The organism is Qipengyuania sp. SM2507, assembly GCF_053714505.1.
The window spans coordinates 2070949-2087607 of record NZ_CM132307.1 but is presented as its reverse complement, the minus strand read 5'-3'; the positions used below and the strand labels follow the sequence as shown (position 1 = coordinate 2087607).

Sequence of the window (16659 nt, the reverse complement as noted above, 5' to 3'; positions counted from 1 at the left end):
GCGGCTGGCTCCTGTGGGGCCAGCCGCCGCGACCGGCTGGGCAGGGCTCAGCTGTTCTTCATGTTCTCCAGCCCCTTGATCCCGCCGGGCTTGGTGCTGGGGTTGGAGGCGTTCTGCTTGGGGCCCTTGTCGGCCTTGGGCTTGCGCGTCTCGCGGCTCTTCTTCTGTTGGCCTTTGGCCATGATGAATTCCCATCGGGCGGAATGCCCGGTGGCTTTCTACGCGGCTTCGCGGGCCAAGTCACAGGAAACCGGCGGGGCGGCGAGCTCGCGGGAACCGGATCGGGAAAGGAGCGCTTTGGCTAGATGAAACGTTGCGCGATCCTCCTTCCGCTCGCTCTTGCCGCTGCCGCCTGCTCGCCCGAAGCGGAGGAGCCGGTGGCTGAGGTCACCACCTCCGCCGCCACCACCTCCGCCACCGGGGAACCCGCGACACCCGCGCCCACGACAGCCGCCGAAGCCAACACGCTCACGCTCGATGGCCTGGGCGATCTTCGCATCGGCCAGCCGATCCCCGCGGGCAGCAGCTTCGCCTCGCGCGGCGCGCAGATCCCCGGCACCACTTGCCGCACCGTCAGCTCGCCCGACTATCCGGGCGTCTACGGCATGACCATCGACGGCGAGCTCCGCCGGATCACGGTCTCGGACGGCTCCGAGGTCGCGCTGGTCGAGGGCATTGCCCCCGGCGCCACCGAGTCCGAAGTGCGCGCCGCCTTCCCGGGTTTCGAGGAGAGCCCGCACAAATATCTCGCCGCGCCGGGCAAATATCTCACCCAGCCGGGCGACGCCCCGCGGCTCCATTTCGAGATCGACACCGACGAGACGGTCAGCCTGATCCACGTCGGCGCGCTGCCCGAACTGACTTGGGTCGAGGGCTGCGCCTGAGAATTAGCGGCGGCATTTCCGCATCTTGGCGGCGGGGGCAGAAACGCAGGCGCCTTAATTTAGCCTCCTTCGGAACCATGCCATGATTGAGCCGTAATTGGACCGAGGGGGCGGGACAAACGCCGCATGACCGGCCAACCGCGCTACCCTCCGAAAGAAGGACAATTTCTATGAACAAGTTCACCATAGCCCTCGCTTCCGCCGCCTCGCTGGCGATCGTCGCCTGCGCCGAAGAGCCGGCCGATACCACTGCGATGGACGATGCCGCGATGGCCGACCAGATGGCCAATGACGACGCCGCAATGGTCGGCGAAACCAGCAACATCGTCGAAGTCGCGCAGGGCAACCCCGATTTCTCGACGCTGGTCGCGGCCGTGACCTCGGCCAATCTGGGCGAGACGCTTTCGGGCCCCGGTCCGTACACCGTGTTCGCACCGACCAACGCCGCCTTCGAAAAGATTCCGCAGGCGACGCGCGACGAATTGATGAGCGAAGCCGGTCGTGAAGACCTCGCCGGCATCCTCACCTACCACGTCGTCGAAGGCGAAACGATGGCCGCCGCTCTGACCGCGGCGATCGAAGGCGCGGGCACGGGTGGCTACGAAATCACCACAGTGAACGGCGCCACGCTGACCGCCACCTTGGTCGACGGCAATGTCGTGCTGACCGATGCGGCGGGCAACACCTCGACCGTCACCGGCACCGACGTGGACGCGTCGAACGGCGTAATCCACTCGATCGACACGGTGCTGATGCCCGCATAAGCGGCGCTCACACGGCAACGACGACGAGAACACAACAAGGGCGGGTCCTGCTTCGGCAGGGCCCGCCTCTTGCGTTTCCGGCCCGGGCAGGACACTTGCCGGGGGCAGGGGCAGACCACTCACAAGGAACCGGCATGCCGACAGATCGCACTCACTTCGCCTCGATCATCCGACGCGGGCTCACGTTCGCCGCGCTGCCGCTGCTGCTAGCCGCCTGCCAGAGCGGCGCGGACCCCGAGCGCTCGGTGGAGAGCTACGACGGGATCGCCGCCGACGAGACCGTCCACTTCACCGGAACCGAACCCTTCTGGGGCGGTGAAAGCGCAGGGAGCACGCTGACCTACAGCACGCCGGAGAACATCGAAGGGAGCACAATCTCGGTCGAACGCTTCGCCGGCAACAACGGGTTGTCGATCGCGGGCGCGCTCGAAGGGGCTTCGTTCGACCTGGTGGTCACGCCGGGCGAATGCTCCGACGGAATGAGCGACCGGACCTACCCCTTCGTCGCGACGCTGCAGATCGGCGAGGAAACGCGCTTCGGCTGCGCCTGGACCGACCGGATGCCCTTCGAGGGCAGCGAGGCGCCATGATGGCGAGCAACGGCGCTCCAATGAGCGAGCGCCCGGAATGAGAGCCGTTCCGGACGTTCCCCGCTGGCTCGGCCTGGCGGGCCTGTTGCCGCAGATTGGCCTGGTGGCCGCGCTCCATGCGGGGCCGCCGGAATGGCGCGAGCCAGCCGCGCTGCTCGCCTATCTCTACGCCGGGCTGATCTTCGCCTTTCTGGGCGGGACCTGGTGGGGGATCGCTGCCTGCGCTCCCGCCGCTCACCGCCGACGGACGCATGGCTGGGTGTGGATCGCAGGCGTCCTGCCCAGCCTGATCGCCTTCGCCGGTTTGGCCCCGCCGCTGCTTGGCGCATTGCCGATCGAACCCTCGCTCGTCGCATTGGGTGGTGGTCTGCTGATCAGTCCGGCAGTCGATGCGCGGCTTGGCGCGCTGGCGCCGCGCTGGTGGATGGGTCTGAGGATGCCGCTGTCGCTCGGGCTCGGCACGCTGACGATCGCCGCGGCGCTGGCCTAGTCCTTGCGCGTGACCCCGGCCCGATCCAGCTCGAGGCGCAGCCGTCCGGTCAGCCACAGCCACCACATCTTGAAGTCCCCGACCAGGCTCCACAGCGGATAGGTGAAGGTGGCGGGGCGATTTTTCTCGATCGCGAAATGCGCGATCCAGGCGAAGAAATAACCCGCCAGCGGCATGGCTGCCAGCAACAGCCATCGCCCGCTCAGCAGCGCCGCGATCGCCAGCAGCACCACCAACGTAGTGCCGATGTAATGCAGTGCCCGCGTCTGCGGCCGTGCGTGCTCGCGCAGGTAATAGGGCCAGAATTCCGCGAAGGTGTTATAAACGCGCGCCATATTGCGACACTGTCGGGAAGTGTGGCACGGGTCAATCGGCCCACATCTGGCGAGCCATTGCCTGCAGGGAATTACTGCGGCCTTCGACCGTGAACCCGACAATCGTTATGAACAGATCTGGCGGGTGCGGCCGAAGCACCGGATGATGGCGCAGACCTCATGTCGCTCAGTCTCGCCGACCCTCCTCTCGAGGACAATCCGATCGACTTTGCCGATCGTGCCTTCCGCGAGTTGACTTGCCGGATCAGAACAGCCCTGGAACCTCGCGCTGCGCCGCGGTGGGACGATCGGGCTGGAGCAGCACCCTGCGGTCGCCTGCACTCTGGACGCCGCGCTCCTGACCGCCGGAAATTGCCGTGCAGCTGCGACCGGCAAGGAAATCCAGCGCGACGCTGACCGAGGCTTCGGCAGGATCGCCCAGCTGGTTGAAGATGCCATCGTTCGCGGCGCAAGTCGTCCCGACGACCGATGCGAGCCCGGTAAAATATTCCCCCTGATCGGCGGCGTTGGTGGTTTTGAACGCTGTCGCACGCAGCCGGTCGTCGCAGGCCGAGCGGTCGAAAGCGAACTGACCGACCGGCTTGCCGAAGGTGTTCGTCCCCACCAGCGCCAGATTGTTGCCGAGGTAGGGAATGAAGGAGTTTGTCACCAATTCGCTTGCCGAGGCGGTGCCGCCGCGGCCGATCACCGCGACCTTGCTCGCCGCGATCGCCTGCGGCTGGGCGGCGAACAGGTCGGTTTCGTTCTCGGAGGATTTGGAGGGGCGCAGGATGGTCTTGCTGAAGACCTGGCCTTCGCGACCGCGGGCCATCAGGTCGCCGAGCAGTTCGGCCACCGAAACCAGCCCGCCGCCATTGTAGCGCAGGTCGATAATGACCCTGTCGACCCCGGCGGCGCGGAATTGCTCGAAGGCGGTGCGCAGTTGAGGTCCGGCGTCCTGGACGATGAAAGTGCGCAGATTGATATAGCCAACCTGGCCGGTCCCGTCGTTGAGGATTCTCACTCCGTAGCGATCGGATATCGGATCGAGCGAGAATTCGGTCTTGGTGATGGTCGCGCTGCGCTCGACACCGCCGACAACGCGGAAACCGAGAGTGCGACTCAGGCCTGGAGTGGAGGGGCCAAGCGCCTCGATGACTGCATTGGGCCCACCCGCGGCCATCAGGCTGGCAATGGTCGTGCCGTTGACCGACAGCAACTCGGTTCCACGGTCGATCCCGGCCGGAAGAGCAGGCGCGTTTTCGAAGGATTCGAGCACGAAGACGCGATTGGCGGAGGTGTCGTAGCCGAGCCGAACCCCGAAGCCGGCATTGGAGCCGCTGTTGATCAGTTCGTTCTCCTCCCTGATCGAGGTGATGTAGGTGAAGAACCGGTCCTTTGATTGCGCGCGGGCCGGCGCCACCAGCGCATCGATATAGCTCTGCACATCGGTAAAGGAGGCAGGATTGACGCTGGTGTTGAGCAGTTCGGGGAAGAGATACCATTCGTTGAGGACATCGCGGACGAACTGCTGGCGGTTGGCGAGCGAGCAGGGGTCGCTGGTGGTGCCGCCACCCGAAGTCCCCGGCGTGCCGCCTCCGCCCGTCGTCGGTCCACTCGGGGAACTGCCCCCGCCTCCGCAGGCTGCGAGCGAGACGGCGAGCGTGGCGGACAGAAGCGTACGAGCGATGGTCATGGATGCGACTCCGGGAAGATGGCGGCGAGATGCCGCAACGAGGCCAGGCCATCCCGGAGGCTGCCAAAGCGACTCCCGAGAGCCAGCGTAGTGCCAAACGCCGGAGAACTAGGCAAGTTTGCACTGCGTTCGCGACAGAATGTGCGGGATTCCGGGCAAAAACCGTGCATATTTGCCCACAGGGCATGGTCTCATGGCAAGAGGACGCCCACAAGGATCGGATGAATCGAAGGAATTTTGCATGAGTGGCGCTGCGTGGCTGGATAGCGCAGTCGGTGGGCCGAAGCCCGCCGGTGATCTGGTTATTGCGCGGGTCGGTTCCGAGCGGACGTTCGGCAAGTCCGGCTTCTCGCTGAAGAGCCCGGCGTTCGAGCATGGCGGCGAGCTGGATCCCAGCTTCACCGCCTGCGAGGAGGCCTCGGTCGCTCCGCCGCTGGAATGGACCGCGCCCCCGCCGGGTTCGCAGGAACTCGTCCTCATCGTCGAAGATGTCGACGGGCCCGAGGGTAAACCCAATCTGCACTGGCTGGTCTGGGGCCTGCCGCCCCAGCGCGGCAAGCTGCTCGAGGGCGAGGCGCCGCCGCGCACCGGCAAGAACGCGCTGGGCAATTCCGAGTGGCTGCTGCCCGACCCGCCGATCGGCGATGAGCACCGCTACGTGTTCCAGCTGTTCGCGCTCGACCTGCCGCTGACGACCATGCCCGGGGCGAAATTCGAGGAACTGATCAAACAGATCGATGGCCACGTCACGGCCTGCGCGCTGCTGACCGGACGGTTCGAGGGCCACGAGATCGAGGACTTGGATATCGTGGACGATCTTTGAGAAGAATACCCGGACGCCGGCGAGCCGGCACGGGAATACAAGCAAGACTGACTGAGAAAGGAACTACAATGGCTGGTAAGAACAACGCCCTGCAGAAACCCGTGACCCTTACTCCCGAGCTGGAGAACGTGGTCGGCAAGGGTCCGATGACCCGCGCCCAGGTAACCTCGAAGGTATGGGAGCACATCAAGGCGCACGATCTGCAGGATTCCAAGGATCGTCGCAACATCAACCCCGACGACAAGCTCGCCGCCGTAATCGGCAAGGAGCAGATCTCCATGTTCAAGATGACGGGCGCCGTCTCGAAGCACATGAGCTGAATGGATTACCGGCGGCGGAAGGGCCAGTCCACGACGCCGCCGGCCCACAGCGCTAGCCACACCAGCAGTGGCTGCGCGAACATCCTCGGGATGTGATACCCTAGGCCGAGCCCGCCATCGTCGCGCGCCATGTCGAGCGCGAAATGGTTGATATTGGCGGGGAAGACGAGGGCGGCGTAAAGCGCCAGCCCGATCGCGCCTGCCCGGCGCAATCTCACCGACCAAGGTTGCATCAGCGCCGCGGCGCCGAGCAGTTCGGCGATGCCGGTCCAGAGGACCACGGCTTCGGGTTGCCATACCCAGCCTGGCGTGATCTGCAGGAACGGCGCGGGCGCGGTCAGATGCAGATACCCCGCCACCGCGTAGAACGCCGCCAGGATCCAGCGCAGCACCAGGCGAACGGGGCTGGCCGCGTCAGGCGAGGGCAAATGGCGGGTCAAAGCGTCACTCAAACTCCGTCCAGTTGCCTTTCAACCGTCCTCGTCGACATGCTCGGGAAGACCGTCGAGCTCGGTCGAGGCGTAGTCTTCCAGCTCGTCCTCGGACATGGAATCATACATCTGCCTGGATGCACCCTGCAGGTCCGAGACCTTGGTGTCGCCGCGCTTGGCCGAGAGGGCGGCGCCCGCGGCGCGCTGTTGTGCTTTGGATTGTGCCGGCATCATCCGTTCTCCGCTTCGAGTTCGCTGCCGCGCTTGAGCACCTGGTCGCCATCTTCCTGCTTGATCAGATAGGCGGGGTTGTCGCTATCGCCGTTTTTGGTGATCTCGCTGCCCTGCAGCGTCCGGGTGACCTCACGTTCGAAGCGCTCCTCGATCTGGCCGGTCCCGGTGCCATTGCCCCAGTTCCACTGGACATATTGTCCGGTCTGGAAGCTGTTGGAATTGCTCATGCCTGTCTCTCCGCTTGCGGTGCGGAAGATCAATCGTTGAGGCGTGTTCGGGGTTCCGGGTGGCGGGCAACTCGCCGTCGGCTCAATTCTGAACGGTGTCGAGCGGTGTATCTACGCCTTCGCCTTCTTCCGCGGCCTCCATTTCAGCTGCGTCTCCGACGACGATGGAATCGGTGTTGTCGCCTTCGTCCTCGGAAGTGGCTTCGATCGTACCGCTGACGGTGGCTTCTTCCTCGACATCGCCCTGCGTCGCGGCACCGAAGATCCAGATGGCCGACAGCAGCACGACTGCCGCCAGCAGGCTGACGACCAGCACCCAACGAACCACGCCTTCCTTCGACCCGCCACTGGCTTCGGTCTCCGAGACGTGAACTTCGTTACCATCATTGTGCATTGGAAATCGCTCCTGCTTTCGTCATCGGTGCGTATTGGCTTTATTCAACGCAGGCCCGATCATTAATGTTCCCTTTGGCCGCTGGCGTCAATCGCGCAGCAGATCGTTGATCGCGGTCTTCTCGCGCGTCCGGGCGTCGACCGTCTTGACGATCACCGCGCAGGCCAGCGAAGGCCCACCGCCGGCATCGGGCAGCGTGCCGGGCACCACCACCGAATAGGGCGGCACCGCGCCGCGCGTGATTGCGCCGGTGGTGCGGTCGACGATCTTGGTCGACTGGGTGATGAAGACCCCCATTGCGACAACCGATCCTTCGCCGACGATCACCCCCTCGACGATCTCGGACCGCGCGCCGATGAAGCAATTGTCGCCGATGATGGTGGGGTTGGCCTGCATCGGTTCGAGCACGCCGCCAATCCCCGCGCCCGCCGAGATATGGCAGTTCTCGCCGATCTGCGCGCAGGAGCCGATCGAGGCCCAGGTGTCGACCATGGTTCCCTTGCCGACATAGGCACCGATGTTGACGAAGCTGGGCATCAGCACGCAGCCGGGCGCGATGTAGGCGCCCTGGCGCGCGATGGCGCCGGGGACCACGCGGAAGCCCGCCTGGGTGAAGCGCGCATCGTCCCAGCCCGCGAATTTGCTGGGCACCTTGTCATAGGCCGGATGGCCGGCGGAACCGCCTTCCATGACCTGGTTCTCGTTGAGCCGGAACGACAGCAGGACCGCTTTCTTGAGCCATTGGTTGACCGTCCAGCCACCCTTGCCGTCGGGCTCGGCGACGCGTGCCTCGCCGCTATCGATCAAGGCCAGCGCGGCCTCGACCTGTTCGCGCACTGTGCTGCTTTGCTGGGTGATCGCGGCGCGATCTTCCCAGGCCTGTTCGATGGCTGTGGCGAGTTGCTGGGTCATTGTGGCCCTGTCCTTGGTCGATGGAATGTCGGGCGTGCTGTTAGGGGGCGGGGCGACAACGGGCAAGTCGCGAACCGGCAACCTTTGCTTGCGCGGACCGGCAAATCGGTCGATCCCTGCCGTTAACCGACCGGCCATGCCTTCGCCTATAGGCTGGGCCGCGAAAGGGTATGCAAATGTCGACCGGTTCGAGATCTTCCGCCATTCTTCGCGCCGGGGCCGCGCTGGCACCGCTCGCCCTGCTGGCCGCATGCGGCGGTGGCGGCTCGGGCGGTGTATCCAGCACGCCAACACCTCAGCCGACACCGACGCCAACACCGACCCCCACACCGACCCCCACACCGACCCCCACACCCACCCCAACGCCTCCGCCGACCGAGAACTTCAACACCGCGGAATTCCGGCTGTCGGACGGACCTGAACAGCACGGCGCGGTCAGCGCGTGGACGCAAGGGGTCACCGGCGACGGAGCGCTCATCGCGATCGTCGACACCGGGATCGACAGCGACAGTCCGGAGTTTGTCGGTCGTATCCATCCCGATTCCCGCGACGTCGCCGCCAATCGCGGGTTCGAGGCGGAGGACGATCACGGTACCAATGTCGCGCTGGTCGCCGCCGCGGCGCGCAACAACATCGGTGTCCTCGGCATCGCCTTCGACGCGGATCTGCTCGTGCTGCGCGCCGATCGCGTAGGGACCTGCGGCACGGATACGCCCGAGGACACCACGCTGGGATGCAGCTTCCTCGACAACGACATCGCGAGGGGCATCGACCAGGCGGTGACTTCGGGCGCTACCGTGGTCAATATAAGCCTTGGTGGGGGCAATCCCGGTACCCAAGTGCTGGCTGCAGTGTCACGTGCATCGGCTGCCGGCGTGGTCATCGTTGTCGCTGCCGGCAATGGCGGAGATGGCAGCGAGAGCGCGGTCAATCCCAACGAACCGACCAATTTCGCCCGCGGGATTCGCCAGGCGGGGGGTGACAATGTCATCATCGTCGGGTCGATCGGCGAGGGCTTTCAGCTGTCCAGCTTCAGCCAGCGCGCCGGAAGCCAGGCGGACTGGTACCTGACCGCGCGCGGCGAACGCATCTGCTGCGTCTATCAAAATGGCGAGGTCTTCGTCGGCCAGGATGCGGACGGGAGCTTCCGGCTGCTGTTCTCGGGCACCAGTTTCGCGGCGCCGCAGGTCGCGGGGGCGGTCGCGCTGCTCAAGCAGGCCTTCCCCAATCTGAGCGGGCGACAGATCGTCGAGATCCTGCTCGCTTCAGCCCGGGACCTCGGCGAGAACGGGGTCGATGCGACCTACGGGCGCGGCAGCCTTGACATCGCCGCAGCCTTTGCCCCCCGCGGCACCACCACGCTTGCAGGCGGGACCACGGTCGTTCGCATCGGCGAGACCGCCGCCGTCGGGTCCGCCGCGATGGGCGATGCCTTTGCGACGCCACAGAACTTGCAGGGCGTGCTGCTCGACAGCTATCGGCGCGCCTATCAGTTCAATTACGGGACCGGGCTGCGCGGCGCGGTGCCCGATCTCAAACTGCATGGGGCGCTGCAGCAAGGTCGCCAGCATATAGCGCTTGGAAACGAGGCTCTCTCGCTGGCCTTCACCGTCGACGAGCAACGGTTCGACGCGCAGAGCGCCATGGCGCGCCAGCTCAATCTTACCAGCTACGAGGCGGAAGGTGCGAGGGTTCTGGCTGCCCGCGTGTTGGCACGGATCGCGCCGGAGCTCGAGGTCGGTTTCGCGCTGCGCGAAGGCGCACAAGGACTGACCGCACAATTGCAGGGCGCGCGGCAGCCCGCCTTCCTGATCGCGCGCGATGCGGTCGGCGATATGGGCTTCGCGCGCACCAGCGACGTAGGTTTTGCCTTGCGCCAGCAATGGGGTGGCTGGGGTCTTACGGCCAGCGCAGAGACCGGCGAGGCCTGGCTCGGCAATTACCGCGACGGGCGCGACATGCTCCGAGGGCCGCGCGAAAGACACGCCACGCGCAGCTTCGGCCTCTCCGCAGATCGCGAGCTCGGTCCGCTCGACACCGTGTTCGGCGTCACCTGGCTGCAGGAGGATGCGACCATGCTGGGCGCCTTCCTCAACGACAGCTTCGGCGCGACCGGCGCGGACACGCTCTTTCTCGACACCGCCACCGCGATCGACCTCTTCGCAGGCTGGCAATTGGGAGCGAGCTATCGCCATGGCTTCACTAGCCCGCGTCGGACAGGCTTGGTGGCAGCCGGTTCGGGGTTCCAGAGCAACGCCTGGTCGTTCGACCTGTCGCGCGGCGGGTTGTTCACCCGCGGGGACAGCTTCGGCCTTCGCCTCGCGCAGCCGTTGCGGGTGACCGGGGGCGGGATCGATGTCCTGCTGCCGGTGAGCTACGATTATGCGACCGAAACCGCAGGTTTCGGAACCCGCCGCCTATCGCTCAGCCCGACGGGTCGCGAGACCGTGGGCGAGATGAGCTGGCGCGGCCCCTTTGCCAACGGTCAGGCCAGCGCCAGCCTCTACTACCGCACCGATCCCGGCCATTACGCCGCCGCACCCGACGATGCGGGCGTGGCGGTGACCTGGCGCAAGGGTTTCTAGGCGGGCATCCCCGCCTGCAGCGCGAATTCATGCGCGCGCTGGACCAGGGGCACCACGCGTTCGCTCATCTGCTTGGCGTGCGACGATGACGCCGTGCCGTCGATCACCCGCTTCTTGATGCCCTGCATGATCCCGGCCAGCCGGAACAGATTGTAGGCGAAATACCAGTCCATCGGCGGGACCGGATAGCCGGTGCGCGCGACATAGCGCTCGACCGCCTCTTCCTGCGTGGGAATGCCGAGTTCGGCGAGATCGAGCCCGAGCAGCCCGGCGCGGCCGTCTGCGGGATTGTGCCAGTTGAGCATGAGATAGCTGAAATCGGCGATCGGATCGCCCAGCGTCGAAAGCTCCCAGTCGAGCACCGCCAGCACCCGCGAGGCATCCTTCTCGAAGATCAGATTGTCGAGCCGGTAGTCGCCATGGACCACCGAGGATTCATGCTGCGGCGGGATCGTCTCGGGCAGCCATTCGATCAGCCGGTCCATCTCGGGAATGGTGTCGGTCTCGGACAGCTTGTACTGTTTCGACCAGCGGCCGATCTGGCGCGCGCAATAATCCTGCGACTTGCCGAAATCGCCCAGGCCGATGGCATCGGGATCCTGCAGGTGCAGATCGGCCATGGTGTCGATCATGGAATTGTAGATCGCGCGGCGTTCCTCCGGCGTGCTGCCGGGCAGCGCGCCGTTCCACAGGCTGCGCCCGTCGGCGAGCCCCATGACGAAGAACATTGCGCCCACGACTTCGCGATCCTCGCACAGGCCATAGGTCCGGGGCACCGGGAAACCGGTCGGGCCCAACGCCGCCATCGCCTTGTATTCGCGATCCACCGCATGCGCGCTGGGGAGCAGCTTGCCGAAGGGCTGGCGGCGCAGGACATAGGACTTGGCCGGCGTGTCGATCCGATAGGTCGGGTTGGATTGCCCGCCCTTGAACTTGGAATATTCGATCGGCCCGGCAAAACCCTCGACGTTCGCGGTGAACCATTCGGTCAACCGGTCGAGATCGAGCTTGTCATTGCCGGCCACTTCGACGGTGCCGACCATTTCCTTGTCGAAATCGATATCCATCAGTCGAACACGATCACGCTGCGCGCCGAATGGCCGTTGCGCATCGTGTCGAATCCCTTGTTGATATCCTCCAGCGCGATGCGCTCGGATATGATCGTGTCGAGATCGAGCAACCCGCGCATGTAGAAATCGACCAGCCGCGGCAGATCGACCGGGAAACGGTTCATCCCCATGATCGCGCCCTGCAGCTTCTTGCCGCTGAGCAGATCCATCGCGCCCAGGCCGACCTTGCAATCCAGCGGCATCATGCCGAGGATCGTGGCGGTGCCGCCGCGCCGCAGGATTTTCACCGACAGGTCGGCGCTGGCCTGGCGACCGACCGCCTCGATCGCGTGATGCACGCCGGTTCCGGTGATCTTCATCACCTGTTCGACCGCATCATCGGCCATGGCATCGATTACATGGGTCGCGCCAAGCACCTTGGCGAGTTCGCGCTTCTCTGGAATCGGGTCGAGCGCGATGACCTGGCCCGCGCCCGCGATCCGCGCCGCGTTGATGGCGGCAAGGCCGACGCCGCCGCAGCCGATCACCGCGACCGATTCGCCCGGCACCACCGAACAGGCGTTGAAGATCGCGCCCGCCCCGGTGGTGACCGCGCAGCCGATCACCGCCGCCCGGTCGAGCGGCATCTCCTTGTCGATCGCCACGCAGGCGTGCTCGTGGATCAGCATCTGTTCGGCAAAGGCCGAGAGATTGAGCATCTGCGCTACCGTCTCGCCGCCGTTGCGGGTGATGCGCGGGCTTTGCGCCTGCTGGCGGCGGGTGTCCGCCCCCAGGCACAACGCCATGCGACCGGTGACGCAGAACTCGCAATGGCCGCAGAAGGCCGAGAGGCAGGTGACGACATGATCGCCCGGCTTGACCGTTCTGACCTCTGAACCGACCGCGCGGACCACGCCCGCTGCCTCGTGCCCCGGGATAGCGGGCATGGCATGCGGATAGGCGCCGTCGATGAAGTGCAGGTCCGAATGGCACAGCCCGCAGGCCTTGGTGTCGATCAGCACTTCATGCGGCAGTGGATCGGCGAGTTCGACCTCGCCGATCGTGAGCTTGCCGACTTGCTCGAGAATTGCTGCCTTGGCCATTAGCGGGTCGCCCCCATGTCGCCCGAACTCATGAGGTTGTCATTGCGCGCCGGCCCCTTGCCATCGCGCAGAGCGTTGGCGCTGGGGCCTTCCTGCGGTGCATGCTTGGCGAATTCCATCCGGGCGATCGAGCGGGCGTGGACCTCGTCGGGCCCGTCCGCCAGCCGCAGCGTGCGCTGATGGGCATAGGCGTTGGCGAGCCCGTAATCCTCGGACACGCCGCCCCCACCATGCGCCTGGATGGCATCGTCGATGATCTTGAGCGCCATGTTCGGGGCCTGGACCTTGATCATGGCGATTTCCTGCTTGGCGTTCTTGTTGCCGACCTTGTCCATGATGTCCGCCGCCTTGAGGCAGAGCAGACGGGTCATGTCGATATCGATCCGGGCGCGCGCAACGCGTTCCTCCCACACCGAATGCTTGTAGATCGGCTTGCCGAAGGCTTCGCGCTCCTGCAGCCGGCGGCACATCTTCTCGAGCGCTTCCTCGGCCACACCGATGGTCCGCATGCAGTGATGGATGCGGCCCGGGCCGAGGCGGCCCTGCGCGATCTCGAAGCCGCGGCCTTCGCCCAGCAGCATGTTGGTGACGGGCACGCGGACGTCCTTGAGCTCGACCTCCATATGGCCGTGCGGCGCGTCGTCGTAGCCGAAGACGGGCAGGTGGCGCAGGATGTTCACGCCCTTGGCGTCATTGGGCATCAGGATCATCGACTGCTGCGCATGGCGCCCGGCATTGGGGTCGGTCTTGCCCATCACGATCGAGACCTTGCAGCGCGGATCGCCAAGCCCCGACGACCACCACTTGCGACCATTGATGACGTATTCGTCGCCATCGCGCTCGATCCGCGTTTCGATATTGGTTGCATCGGAAGAGGCGGTGAAGGGCTCGGTCATCAGGAAGGCGGAGCGGATCTCGCCATTCATCAGCGGGGTCAGCCACTGGTCCTTCTGCTCAGCCGTGCCGTAGCGATGGAACACTTCCATGTTGCCGGTGTCGGGCGCCGAGCAGTTGAAGACTTCGGAGGCAAAGCCGATCCGGCCCATCTCCTCGGCGCAGAGCGCATATTCGAGATTGGTCAGGCCCGGGCCCTCGAACTCATAGCTGTCATCGACATGGTGGTGGCTGTCGTTGCGCGGCGGCATGAACAGGTTCCAGATGCCTTGCTCCTTGGCCTTGGCTTTCAGCTCCTGGACCACGGGGATCACCTTCCAGCGATCGCCGGCAGCATCCTGTTCGCGATAGGTCGGGACGGCGGGCCGGACATGGTTTGCGATGAAATCCCTGACCCTGTCGCGCCAATAGACCTGCCGTTCGGTGGGTTCGAAATCCATATCCACTATCCTCTCGATTGATTTTCGTTGCTCAATGAAACTGGCAGAGCGGGCACGCTGCGCCAAGCAAAATCCGGGTGTTGCGTCAGGGCGGGGTCACAGCGGCATCCACATCCGCCCGCGCCGCGCGGTCGAGCGCTGCGAGCCTTGCCTCGTGATCCTCGCGCCCGATCGGGAAGCGCGCAAGCCAGAAGGCTGCAAACAGCGCCAGCGCGATCGATGCGCCCAGATAGAGCAGGATCATGCTCGCCAGGACAGGTTGTTCGACCGTGCCGGGCGCGGAACTGGCAGGCAATTGCGACAGCCCGATGATCTGACCGGTCACGAAGATGCCGGCACCGGTGGCGCATTTCTGGATGAACCAATTGCCGGAATAGAAGGAACCCTCTGCCCGCCGACCGCTGCGTTCCTGGAAGGCCTCGACGATCTCGGCGATCATCGAGGAGGCCGAGATCATCATCACGATGCCGAACATGTTGGCGAACAGCAGGAAGCCGAAATAGAGCAGGGTGGAGGTCTGCACCGCCGCGAGTGCGCCGGTCTCGCCCGCTGCGGGTGGCGCACCGACCTCTGGCCAATAGCCGGTCAGGAACAGCAGGAAGGGCGTCGCGAGCAAGATCACGCTGGCGATCGCGCCGATCGCTGCGGTCCTTGCCTTGCCCCAGCGCCGATGCATCGGCCCGACGACGAAGAACATCATCACCACCGACAGGAACAGCACCACCGGATAGCCGACCAGTTCGACGCTCGACATCTGCCAGACGAAGAGGTTGAGATAATTGGTGATCGAGAAGGTCATGCCCTGGCTGATGTAAGCCGCCAACCCGCCCAGTGCGAAGATCAGGAAGGCCTTTTCGCGAAAGGCATCGGCGATCTCGGAAAAGGCGCCGCGGATGGTGAAGGGCGGCGGCTTGTGCGGCGGCAGATGCGCGACAAGCTTGTGCTGCCCGATCGCCGAGCCGACCACCGAGACGAAGATGAGCAACGCACCGAAAATGCCGAAATAGCTGTATCCGCCAGCCTGCAGCAGCCCTTCGGAGCCCGGCATGAAGACGGTGTAGGCTAGCAGCATCATCACCAGCCCGCCCATCCAACCGAACAGGTAGCGATAGCGGAACAGCGTGGTGCGTTCGTCGTAATCCTGCGTGATCTCGGGCAGCAGGCTGACCGAGGGCACCTCGCAGGCGGAGAGCAGCACGCGCACGACCACGCAGATCCCGAGCAGCTCCCAGAAGCTTGGCGTGCCGTCGATCGTCGGGTTCCACAGCACCGCCCAGGCCAGCGCCAGCGGCAATGCCGCGGCGTAGAGCCATGGCAGGCGCCGACCCCAGCTTGTGTAGGTCCGGTCCGACAGATTGCCGAGTATCGGATCGACGAAGGCATCGACGATCAGTGCCGCGGCCAGCGCGAGGCTGACCATCCCGGCATCCATTCCGAGCACCTGATTGTAGAAGATCAGCAGGAAGAAGCTGAAGCCGCTGTCCTTCACGCCAAAGGCGACGGCGCCGAAGCCGTGGATGATCTTGAGCCGCTGGGGAAGCGGGCCGGTGACGAAACTCATTTCCTGGCGTCGCTCACCTGTTTTTCCGCTGCCTCGGCCATTGCCAGCAGCGCATCGAACATCTTGGGCGAATCCTCGTCCCAGCTTTCGCGCGGGCCGATGGTGATCCCGCCATCGACCAGCAGCGAGGTGCCGTTGACGAAACCCGCGGCCTCGCTCGCCAGAAAAGCCACCGCCTCGGCGATGTCGGCAGGCTGGCCGCCGCGCTTGACCGGTTGGGCGTTGCTCGACATTTGCGCCAGCACGCCCTTGGCGATCTGTTTGGCCTCGCCCGAGATGTCGAGCGAGGAAGTGAAGATGTCGGTGTTGATGAAGCCCGGCTGGACCGCGTTGACCCGGATCGAATGGCGGGCAAGATCGGCAGCCGCCATTTTGGTGACATGCAGCACCCCGGCCTTGGCGACCGCATAGGCGGTGGGCGAATAACCCGGTCCGACCGCGGCGACGCTGGAGATATTGACGATGCTCGCGCCGCCGGTCCGCGTCGAAGGGCGACCGACCATATGCGGCACGGCGTAGCGGATCCCCATCGCGACCGAGCGCAGCAACAGGTCCATGGTGGAATCCCAGTCCGCGGGATCGATCTCGTCGATCCGCGCGCGGGCGCCGCCGGCTCCTGCGTTGTTGAGCAGGCAATCGATCCCGCCGGTCTCGCTCGCGGCGAAATCCATCAGCGCGCGGATCGCCTCGACATCGCAGACGTCGCAGTGGCGGAAGCGGATGTCGCCTTCGCTCTCGCGCGCCAGTCGCTCGCCGCCTTCGATATCGATATCGCTGGCAATGACGATGGCGCCCTCGCGAGCGAACAGCCGGGCGCTTTGCGCCCCGATGCCCGCTGCAGCGCCGGTCACGACCACGGTTTTTCCCGAGAATCGCACTGTTTTCTCCCACTCTCTCTGGCCTCGCAACTTAGGGCTGCGGGCCAGCGGGTCAACGCAAACCGGCTGA

Annotated in this window: 20 protein-coding genes; 7 read left to right on the top strand and 13 right to left on the bottom strand. The window is 65.3% G+C overall.

Going from position 1 to position 16659, the window contains the following annotated elements:
• Positions 1–47: 47 nt before the first annotated feature.
• Entirely contained in the window at positions 48–182 is a 135-nt protein-coding gene (locus ACWIKC_RS10225) for a hypothetical protein (RefSeq protein ID WP_454597400.1), read from the bottom strand.
• 123 nt (positions 183–305) lie between these two features.
• Between ACWIKC_RS10225 and ACWIKC_RS10220 the strand changes: the two genes are divergently transcribed.
• The 4 genes from ACWIKC_RS10220 (at position 306) to ACWIKC_RS10205 (ending at position 2728) form a co-directional block, all read left to right on the top strand.
• Entirely contained in the window at positions 306–884 is a 579-nt protein-coding gene (locus tag ACWIKC_RS10220; protein ID WP_454597399.1) for a hypothetical protein, read from the top strand.
• Positions 885–1054: 170 nt separating this feature from the next.
• A complete protein-coding gene (locus ACWIKC_RS10215; protein WP_454597398.1) occupies positions 1055–1648 on the top strand; it encodes a fasciclin domain-containing protein in 594 nt (197 codons plus the stop codon).
• A 134-nt stretch (positions 1649–1782) separates the two neighbouring features.
• Entirely contained in the window at positions 1783–2238 is a 456-nt protein-coding gene (locus ACWIKC_RS10210) for a COG3650 family protein (RefSeq protein ID WP_454597397.1), read from the top strand.
• Positions 2239–2275: 37 nt separating this feature from the next.
• Positions 2276–2728, top strand: coding sequence for a DUF3429 domain-containing protein (locus tag ACWIKC_RS10205; RefSeq protein WP_454597396.1), 453 nt, complete (start codon positions 2276–2278; stop codon positions 2726–2728).
• On the opposite strand, the gene ACWIKC_RS10200 is transcribed toward ACWIKC_RS10205, so the two are convergent.
• A complete protein-coding gene (locus ACWIKC_RS10200) occupies positions 2725–3063 on the bottom strand; it encodes an Mpo1-like protein (RefSeq protein WP_454597395.1) in 339 nt (112 codons plus the stop codon). The genes ACWIKC_RS10205 and ACWIKC_RS10200 overlap by 4 nt on opposite strands.
• 244 nt (positions 3064–3307) lie before the next feature.
• The gene (locus tag ACWIKC_RS10195; RefSeq protein WP_454597394.1) at positions 3308–4738 is read right to left on the bottom strand and encodes a S41 family peptidase; all 1431 of its coding nucleotides are present in this window, start codon (positions 4736–4738) and stop codon (positions 3308–3310) included.
• Between the two features lie 241 nt (positions 4739–4979).
• Between ACWIKC_RS10195 and ACWIKC_RS10190 the strand changes: the two genes are divergently transcribed.
• Positions 4980–5561: a YbhB/YbcL family Raf kinase inhibitor-like protein gene (locus ACWIKC_RS10190; RefSeq protein WP_454597393.1), complete on the top strand. Its 582-nt coding sequence runs from the start codon at positions 4980–4982 to the stop codon at positions 5559–5561.
• A gap of 68 nt (positions 5562–5629) precedes the next feature.
• Positions 5630–5881 (top strand): SWIB/MDM2 domain-containing protein, encoded by a 252-nt coding sequence (locus ACWIKC_RS10185; protein ID WP_454597392.1) that lies wholly within the window; start codon positions 5630–5632, stop codon positions 5879–5881.
• Positions 5882–5886: 5 nt separating this feature from the next.
• Here ACWIKC_RS10185 and ACWIKC_RS10180 read toward each other — a convergent pair whose 3' ends face one another.
• The 5 genes from ACWIKC_RS10180 to dapD form a co-directional block, all read right to left on the bottom strand.
• Entirely contained in the window at positions 5887–6273 is a 387-nt protein-coding gene (locus ACWIKC_RS10180) for a DoxX family protein (protein WP_454597391.1), read from the bottom strand.
• A 78-nt stretch (positions 6274–6351) separates the two neighbouring features.
• Positions 6352–6546, bottom strand: coding sequence for a DUF3008 family protein (locus ACWIKC_RS10175; protein ID WP_454597390.1), 195 nt, complete (start codon positions 6544–6546; stop codon positions 6352–6354).
• Positions 6543–6773: a DUF2945 domain-containing protein gene (locus tag ACWIKC_RS10170; protein ID WP_454597389.1), complete on the bottom strand. Its 231-nt coding sequence runs from the start codon at positions 6771–6773 to the stop codon at positions 6543–6545. The genes ACWIKC_RS10175 and ACWIKC_RS10170 overlap by 4 nt, the downstream gene beginning before the upstream one ends.
• 82 nt (positions 6774–6855) lie before the next feature.
• The gene (locus ACWIKC_RS10165) at positions 6856–7167 is read right to left on the bottom strand and encodes a hypothetical protein (RefSeq protein WP_454597388.1); all 312 of its coding nucleotides are present in this window, start codon (positions 7165–7167) and stop codon (positions 6856–6858) included.
• Between the two features lie 87 nt (positions 7168–7254).
• A complete protein-coding gene (gene dapD / locus ACWIKC_RS10160) occupies positions 7255–8079 on the bottom strand; it encodes a 2,3,4,5-tetrahydropyridine-2,6-dicarboxylate N-succinyltransferase (RefSeq protein WP_454597387.1) in 825 nt (274 codons plus the stop codon).
• 176 nt (positions 8080–8255) lie between these two features.
• Between dapD and ACWIKC_RS10155 the strand changes: the two genes are divergently transcribed.
• On the top strand, positions 8256–10664 hold the full coding sequence (locus tag ACWIKC_RS10155) for a S8 family peptidase (RefSeq protein WP_454597386.1): 2409 nt from the start codon (positions 8256–8258) through the stop codon (positions 10662–10664).
• On the opposite strand, the gene ACWIKC_RS10150 is transcribed toward ACWIKC_RS10155, so the two are convergent.
• From ACWIKC_RS10150 to ACWIKC_RS10130, 5 genes are all read right to left on the bottom strand, one after another.
• Positions 10661–11731: a phosphotransferase family protein gene (locus ACWIKC_RS10150; protein WP_454597385.1), complete on the bottom strand. Its 1071-nt coding sequence runs from the start codon at positions 11729–11731 to the stop codon at positions 10661–10663. The two genes, ACWIKC_RS10155 and ACWIKC_RS10150, sit on opposite strands and share 4 nt — an antisense overlap.
• Complete coding sequence (locus tag ACWIKC_RS10145; RefSeq protein ID WP_454597384.1) at positions 11731–12816, bottom strand: Zn-dependent alcohol dehydrogenase; 1086 nt, start codon at positions 12814–12816, stop codon at positions 11731–11733. Before ACWIKC_RS10145 ends, ACWIKC_RS10150 begins: the two co-directional genes overlap by 1 nt.
• A complete protein-coding gene (locus tag ACWIKC_RS10140) occupies positions 12816–14150 on the bottom strand; it encodes an acyl-CoA dehydrogenase family protein (protein ID WP_454597383.1) in 1335 nt (444 codons plus the stop codon). The genes ACWIKC_RS10145 and ACWIKC_RS10140 overlap by 1 nt, the downstream gene beginning before the upstream one ends.
• A gap of 85 nt (positions 14151–14235) precedes the next feature.
• Complete coding sequence (locus tag ACWIKC_RS10135; protein ID WP_454597382.1) at positions 14236–15711, bottom strand: MFS transporter; 1476 nt, start codon at positions 15709–15711, stop codon at positions 14236–14238.
• Positions 15708–16589: an SDR family NAD(P)-dependent oxidoreductase gene (locus ACWIKC_RS10130; protein WP_454597381.1), complete on the bottom strand. Its 882-nt coding sequence runs from the start codon at positions 16587–16589 to the stop codon at positions 15708–15710. Before ACWIKC_RS10130 ends, ACWIKC_RS10135 begins: the two co-directional genes overlap by 4 nt.
• Positions 16590–16659 lie beyond the last annotated feature (70 nt).

What these genes read in the sequence shown, in the direction of transcription:
- ACWIKC_RS10220 (WP_454597399.1), top strand. Translation starts at nt 306, where the DNA reads ATGAAACGTTGCGCGATCCTCCTTCCGCTCGCTCTTGCCGCTGCCGCC.
- ACWIKC_RS10155 (WP_454597386.1), top strand. Translation starts at nt 8,256, where the DNA reads ATGTCGACCGGTTCGAGATCTTCCGCCATTCTTCGCGCCGGGGCCGCG.
- ACWIKC_RS10165 (WP_454597388.1), bottom strand. Translation starts at nt 7,167, where the DNA reads ATGCACAATGATGGTAACGAAGTTCACGTCTCGGAGACCGAAGCCAGT.
- ACWIKC_RS10175 (WP_454597390.1), bottom strand. Translation starts at nt 6,546, where the DNA reads ATGATGCCGGCACAATCCAAAGCACAACAGCGCGCCGCGGGCGCCGCC.
- ACWIKC_RS10145 (WP_454597384.1), bottom strand. Translation starts at nt 12,816, where the DNA reads ATGGCCAAGGCAGCAATTCTCGAGCAAGTCGGCAAGCTCACGATCGGC.
- ACWIKC_RS10185 (WP_454597392.1), top strand. Translation starts at nt 5,630, where the DNA reads ATGGCTGGTAAGAACAACGCCCTGCAGAAACCCGTGACCCTTACTCCC.
- ACWIKC_RS10150 (WP_454597385.1), bottom strand. Translation starts at nt 11,731, where the DNA reads ATGGATATCGATTTCGACAAGGAAATGGTCGGCACCGTCGAAGTGGCC.
- ACWIKC_RS10210 (WP_454597397.1), top strand. Translation starts at nt 1,783, where the DNA reads ATGCCGACAGATCGCACTCACTTCGCCTCGATCATCCGACGCGGGCTC.
- ACWIKC_RS10195 (WP_454597394.1), bottom strand. Translation starts at nt 4,738, where the DNA reads ATGACCATCGCTCGTACGCTTCTGTCCGCCACGCTCGCCGTCTCGCTC.
- dapD (WP_454597387.1), bottom strand. Translation starts at nt 8,079, where the DNA reads ATGACCCAGCAACTCGCCACAGCCATCGAACAGGCCTGGGAAGATCGC.
- ACWIKC_RS10200 (WP_454597395.1), bottom strand. Translation starts at nt 3,063, where the DNA reads ATGGCGCGCGTTTATAACACCTTCGCGGAATTCTGGCCCTATTACCTG.
- ACWIKC_RS10215 (WP_454597398.1), top strand. Translation starts at nt 1,055, where the DNA reads ATGAACAAGTTCACCATAGCCCTCGCTTCCGCCGCCTCGCTGGCGATC.
- ACWIKC_RS10190 (WP_454597393.1), top strand. Translation starts at nt 4,980, where the DNA reads ATGAGTGGCGCTGCGTGGCTGGATAGCGCAGTCGGTGGGCCGAAGCCC.
- ACWIKC_RS10205 (WP_454597396.1), top strand. Translation starts at nt 2,276, where the DNA reads ATGAGAGCCGTTCCGGACGTTCCCCGCTGGCTCGGCCTGGCGGGCCTG.
- ACWIKC_RS10170 (WP_454597389.1), bottom strand. Translation starts at nt 6,773, where the DNA reads ATGAGCAATTCCAACAGCTTCCAGACCGGACAATATGTCCAGTGGAAC.
- ACWIKC_RS10135 (WP_454597382.1), bottom strand. Translation starts at nt 15,711, where the DNA reads ATGAGTTTCGTCACCGGCCCGCTTCCCCAGCGGCTCAAGATCATCCAC.
- ACWIKC_RS10225 (WP_454597400.1), bottom strand. Translation starts at nt 182, where the DNA reads ATGGCCAAAGGCCAACAGAAGAAGAGCCGCGAGACGCGCAAGCCCAAG.
- ACWIKC_RS10140 (WP_454597383.1), bottom strand. Translation starts at nt 14,150, where the DNA reads ATGGATTTCGAACCCACCGAACGGCAGGTCTATTGGCGCGACAGGGTC.